Raw genomic sequence first — 5,366 nt, 5'->3', positions numbered from 1 at the left:
TCGCCGTCAAGCCGCCGGCTCAGCCAACGCAAGCTCGAGCAGCCATGCCACGAACAGCTCGGCGTCCGGATTCGCCTGGGTGTCGGTGTTGACCACCAGGTAGTAGGTGCCGGAGCTGGTCGGCGGCTGATGGAAGGGCGCCACCAGCCTGCCCTGCGCCAGCAGCCGATCGACCAGCGGATGGCGGCCCAGGGCCACGCCCTGGCCATCGACCGCTGCCTGGATCATCTGGTCGTAGTGGCTGAAGCGCAGCGCACTCGCAAGGCCGGCCTGTCCCAGGCCCTGGGCATCGAGCCAATGGTTCCAGCGATACCAGGCCAGATCGCCGCAGGCATCGTCCATGTGCAGCAGCACGTGCTGCGCCAAGTCGGCCGGCGTGCTCAAAGGGCGCGCGGGATCCTGCTGCAGGCCCGGGCTGCACACGGGAAACACACTTTCCTGGAACAGCACCCGGGTGCCCTGCGGCAGGCGCTCGGGCCGGGCGTATCGGATCGCGACGTCCAGGCGTTCACGCCGCACGTCCTGCACGTCATTGGCGGCGCTGACGCGGATGTCAACCTCCGGGTGGCGGCGTCGAAACTCAGCCAGCCGCGGCACCAGCCACAGCGCAGCGAAGGAAACCGTGGTGCCGATGGCGAGCACACGCGGACGAACGGTGCCCTTGAGCGTGTCGAACGAGGCTTCGAGCTGGTGGAGCGCAGCATCCACCGTCCGCTGCAGTCTGCGGCCTGCCTCGGTGAGGCTCAGGCTGCGCACGCCGCGCAGGTACAGCGAGACGCCCAGACTCTCTTCGAGCATCTTGATCTGCCTGCTGACGGCCGAGGGGTGACGAAGAGCTCCTCGGCGGCCTTGGTGAAGCTCAAGTGGCGGGCCGAAGCCTCGAAGGTGCGCAGCAGATCCAGCGATGGCAGCGCTTTCAGACGCATGGGGGCGTGGGCTAAGACCTTCGAATCAGCTTCTCGCCCGCAAACAGCTGCGGCACCTGTTCGCGTTCGCGAATCAGGTGCACGCTGCTGCCATCCACCATCACCTCGGCGCCGCGGGGGCGGGTGTTGTAGTTGCTGGCCATGGTCATCGCGTAGGCGCCGCTGGACATCACCGCCAGCCGGTCGCCGGGCTTGACGGCCAGTTCACGCTCGCGGCCTAGCCAGTCGCCCGATTCGCACACCGGGCCCACCACGTCCCAGGGCCGGGTGGGCTCATGGCGCGGCTTGCAGGGCACGATGCCCATGTAGGCCTCGTACATCGCCGGGCGCACCAGGTCGTTCATGGCTGCGTCGACGATGCAGAAGCTCTTGGCGCCGGGCTTGAGCACCAGCACCTCGGTCACCAGCACGCCGGCATTGCCCACCAGCGAGCGGCCGGGCTCAAACAGCAGCTCGCGCTGGCCGTGGCCGCGCCCGTCCAGCCGCTTGAGCAACTGGCCGATCAGCACGCCGGCTTCGGGCGGCTCTTCGTCGGTGTAGGTGATGCCCAGGCCGCCGCCCAGGTCGATGTGGCGGATCGGGATGCCCGCCCGCTCCACCGCTTCCACCAGGTCGAGCACGCGGTCCAGCGCATCGAGGTAGGGCGAGAGTTCGGTGATCTGCGAGCCGATGTGGCAATCGATGCCCACCACCCGCAGCCCGGGCAGCGAAGCCGCATGCCGGTAGGCCGACAGCGCCTGCTGGTGTGCGATGCCGAACTTGTTGCCCTTCAGGCCGGTGGAGATGTAGGGGTGCGTCTTGGCGTCGACGTCGGGGTTGACGCGCAGGCTCACCGGCGCGCGCATGCCCAGGGCCACCGCCACCGACGACAGCACGTCCAGCTCGGCTTCGCTCTCGACGTTGAAGCAGCGCACGCCGGCCTGCAGCGCCTGGCGCATTTCGGCGCGTGTCTTGCCGACGCCGGAGAACACCACCTTGCCCGGATCGCCGCCGGCGGCGATCACCCGCGCCAGCTCACCGCCCGAAACGATGTCGAAGCCGCAGCCGGCTTCGGCAAAGGTCTGCAGCACGGCCAGGTTGGAGTTGGCCTTCATCGCGTAGCACACCAGGTGTGGCCGGCCAGCCAGCGCGTCCTGGTAGGCAGCGGCGGCGGTGCGCATGGCATTGCGCGAGTACACGTACAGCGGCGTGCCGTACTCGTCGGCCAGGCGGTTGACCGGCACGTCCTCGACGACCAGTTCGCCGTCGGTGTAGGCGATCCAGGGGCTGCCGGGCAGGCTCATCGCGCCACCCCCGACGCCGGCTTCGCGGCCGATGGCAATTCGAGCGGGCCCTTCTGGCCGCAGCCACTCAGGCCGAGGCACAGGCCCAGGGCCAACAGCAGCGCGCCCGGCACGCCAGCCCCGCGTAGCCACGACGACCGTGTCGGCAAAGAGGCCGCCGCTACACTCGAATCAGTTATTGCATTCATGCAAAAGATTCTAGCGAGCAGCATGTCCAACACCCCCTTGAGCGACCTCGAGTACCACCGCCTGTCGGCCGCGGTGCTGGCCACCATCGAGACCACCGTGGACCGCTGGCTGCAGGACGACGTGATCGACATCGACGCCAGCCGCACCGGCGGCCTGCTGGAGCTGTCGTTTCCCAACGGCAGCAAGATCGTGGTGAACACCCAGCCGCCGCTGCAGGAGCTGTGGGTGGCCGCGCAAGCCGGCGGCTACCACTTCAAGTGGGTGGACGGTGCCTGGCGCGAACGTGAAGGCCAGGAGATCTTCGCGCTGCTGTCGGCGCGCGCCAGCGAGCAGGGCGGCCAGCCGCTGCAGTTCCAGCCGGACTGATCCGGCCGGCCAGCGGCGCCATCAGCCGCCTTCAGGCGCCGGCCGGCCCGGCGCCGTCAGCGCCGGAACAGATCGAGGATGCCCCGCTTCTCGTCCTCGGTCGGCGCCTGCGGTGCCTTTTCTTCCAGGCCCAGGCTGCTCACGCCCGCGCCCTGCGCGAATTCGTCGAAGGCCCACAGCCCGCCGATGTTGGTCACACCGGTCGGCACCGGGTTTTCCACCACCGGGGCGCCCTTGATGGCGGTGCTCATGAACTCGGTCCAGATCGGCAGCGCCAGGCCGCCGCCGGTTTCGCGGTCGCCCAGCTTGCGCGGCTGGTCGTAGCCCACCCACACCACGCCCACCAGCGAAGGCTGCCAGCCGGCAAACCAGGCATCGAGCGAATCGTTGGTGGTGCCGGTCTTGCCGAACAGGTCGGGCCGCTTGAGCGTGCGCGCCGCCAGGTTGCCGGTGCCCGAGCGCACCACCTCCTGCAGCAGCGTGCTCATCACGAAGGCATTGCGGGCGCTGATGGCCCGTGCCGATTCGTCGGGCGGCGCCAGCTTGCGTTCCATCAGCGTGCGGCCGCGGGCATCGGTGATGCGCGCGATCAGCACCGGCGCGACGCGGTAGCCGCCGTTGGCAAACACGCTGTAGGCGCTGGCCATCTCCATCGGCGTCACCGAGCCGGCGCCCAGCGCCATCGTCAGGTAGGCCGGGTGCTTCTCGGCCTCGAAGCCGAAGCGGGTGATCCAGTCTTGCGCATAGGGCGCGCCGATGGACTGCAGCACGCGGATGGACACCATGTTCTTGGACTTGGCCAGTGCGTTGTGCAGTGGCATCGGGCCTTCGAACTTGCCGTCGTAGTTCTTCGGCTCCCAGGGCTGGCTGCCGGTGCTGCCGGCGTTGAAGAACAGCGGCGCATCGTTGACCACCGTGGCGGGCGTGAAGCCCTTTTCCAGCGCGGCCGAGTAGATGAAGGGCTTGAAGCTGGAGCCCGGCTGCCGCCACGCCTGGGTGACGTGGTTGAACTTGCTCTTGCGGTAGTCGAAGCCGCCGACCAGCGCCTCGATGGCGCCGGTGGTGGGCGACATGGCCACCAGGGCGCCTTCCACCTCGGGCACCTGCGTGAGCGACCAGCCCTTGCCCACCTGCACCGCGCGCACCACCGCGCCGCGGCGGATCTGCTTCTGCGGGCCGGCCTTGTCGCTCAGGCCCGAGGCCACGGGCTTCAGGCCGTCGCCGGTGACGGTGATGGTTTCACCCGACTGCAGCACCGCCACCACCTTGCGCGGCGAGGCTTCCAGCACCACGGCGGCCTTCAGGTCGTCGTTGTCGGGGTGGTCGGCCAGGGCCTCGGCGATCTGGGTGTCCAGCTCGGCCGGGTTGGTGGGCAGCACCACATAGGCCTCGGGGCCGCGGTACACCTGCCGGCGCTCGTACTCGATCAGGCCGCTGCGCAGCGCGCGGTAGCCGGCCATCTGGTCGGCCGCCTGGATGGTGAGGAACACGTTGAGGCCGCGGGTGTAGGCGTCGTTGCCGTACTGGTTGAACACCAGCTGGCGGGCCGACTCCGCGGCGTACTCGGCATGCACCGGCACCTCCGACGGCGCGCGGTAGCGCATCGGCTGCGCCGCCGCTTCCTTGGCCTGGTCGGCGGTGATGAAGCCGTTGTCGAGCATGCGCTCGATGATGTATTGCTGGCGCTTGGTGGCCCGCTTCGGGTTGACGATGGGGTTGTAGGCCGAAGGCGCCTTGGGCAAGCCGGCCAGCATGGCGGCTTCGGCCACCGTCACCTCGCGCAGCGGCTTGCCGAAGTAGATCTCGCTGGCCGCAGCAAAGCCGTAGGCCCGCTGCCCCAGGTAGATCTGGTTCATGTACAGCTCCAGGATCTGGTCCTTGCTGAGCTGCCGCTCGATCTTCAGCGCCAGCAGGATCTCGTAGATCTTGCGGGTGAAGGTCTTTTCAGTGGACAGGTAGAAGTTGCGCGCCACCTGCATGGTGATGGTGGAGGCGCCCTGGCTCTTGGCCTCGTTGAACTGCGCCAGGCCCGCACGCAACACGCCCAGGTAGTCGACGCCACCGTGCTGGTAGAAGCGCGCGTCTTCGATGGACAGCACCGCGTCCTTCATCACCTTGGGCATCTCGGCGATGGGCACGAAGTTGCGGCGCTCTTCGCCGTACTCGCCCAGCAGCACGTTGTCGCTGGAGTAGATGCGCATCGGCAGCTTGGGCCGGTAGTCGGTCAGGCCGCTGATCTCGGGCAGGTTGGGGTAGGCCACCGCCAGCGCGATGGCCAGCAGCACCGCCACCGAGACGGCGCCGGCCGCCACGATGCCGAACAGCCACGCGGCGATGCTGCCGAGCGACGAAGCCCAGCTGGAACCAGAAGGCGAAGGAGAAGGGGAGGAGCGGGGCGCGCGGGGCGCCGGCGGCGGCGTCTTGCCGTCGGTCTTGGGCATGAAGGTTTCCGAGGGCGGGAACAGCCAATTATAGAAAGCCGGGTGGCCCGGGGCGCGGCGGTGCACAGGTGCCAGCCACCGTTTGTAAAGACCCTCAGCCTTGGGCTTGACCCGTTACAAGAGGGGCGTTGCCCGCAGGGGAGCAACGCCGGTTTTACGGC

General features: G+C 68.6%; 5 protein-coding genes and 1 pseudogene. 1 reads left to right on the top strand and 5 read right to left on the bottom strand.

The features are described from left to right. Positions 1–6 precede the first annotated feature (6 nt). From ABNT58_RS06345 to ABNT58_RS06330, 4 genes and pseudogenes are all read right to left on the bottom strand, one after another. Positions 7–798, bottom strand: coding sequence for a LysR substrate-binding domain-containing protein (locus ABNT58_RS06345; RefSeq protein WP_348752660.1), 792 nt, complete (start codon positions 796–798; stop codon positions 7–9). Continuing rightward, positions 784–926 (bottom strand): annotated as a pseudogene (locus ABNT58_RS06340) (LysR family transcriptional regulator); the annotation flags it as partial. The gene ABNT58_RS06345 and the pseudogene ABNT58_RS06340, both read right to left, overlap by 15 nt. Positions 927–937: 11 nt before the next feature. Beyond that, on the bottom strand, positions 938–2,209 hold the full coding sequence (lysA, locus tag ABNT58_RS06335; RefSeq protein ID WP_348752657.1) for a diaminopimelate decarboxylase: 1,272 nt from the start codon (positions 2,207–2,209) through the stop codon (positions 938–940). Continuing rightward, the gene (locus ABNT58_RS06330) at positions 2,206–2,397 is read right to left on the bottom strand and encodes a lipoprotein (protein ID WP_348752659.1); all 192 of its coding nucleotides are present in this window, start codon (positions 2,395–2,397) and stop codon (positions 2,206–2,208) included. Before ABNT58_RS06330 ends, lysA begins: the two co-directional genes overlap by 4 nt. Before the next feature lie 37 nt (positions 2,398–2,434). Here ABNT58_RS06330 and cyaY point away from each other — a divergent pair, with 37 nt between their 5' ends. After that, positions 2,435–2,764 (top strand): iron donor protein CyaY, encoded by a 330-nt coding sequence (gene cyaY, locus ABNT58_RS06325; RefSeq protein WP_348752658.1) that lies wholly within the window; start codon positions 2,435–2,437, stop codon positions 2,762–2,764. A gap of 56 nt (positions 2,765–2,820) precedes the next feature. On the opposite strand, the gene ABNT58_RS06320 is transcribed toward cyaY, so the two are convergent. After that, positions 2,821–5,205, bottom strand: a complete 2,385-nt coding sequence (locus ABNT58_RS06320; RefSeq protein WP_348752656.1) for a penicillin-binding protein 1A — start codon at positions 5,203–5,205, stop codon at positions 2,821–2,823. Positions 5,206–5,366: the final 161 nt, after the last annotated feature.

Source organism: uncultured Aquincola sp. (genome assembly GCF_964001545.1).
Taxonomy (GTDB): Bacteria; Pseudomonadota; Gammaproteobacteria; order Burkholderiales; family Burkholderiaceae_C; genus Aquincola.
Note: the sequence above shows the minus strand (reverse complement) of the source record. Positions and strands in the feature narration are given on the sequence as shown.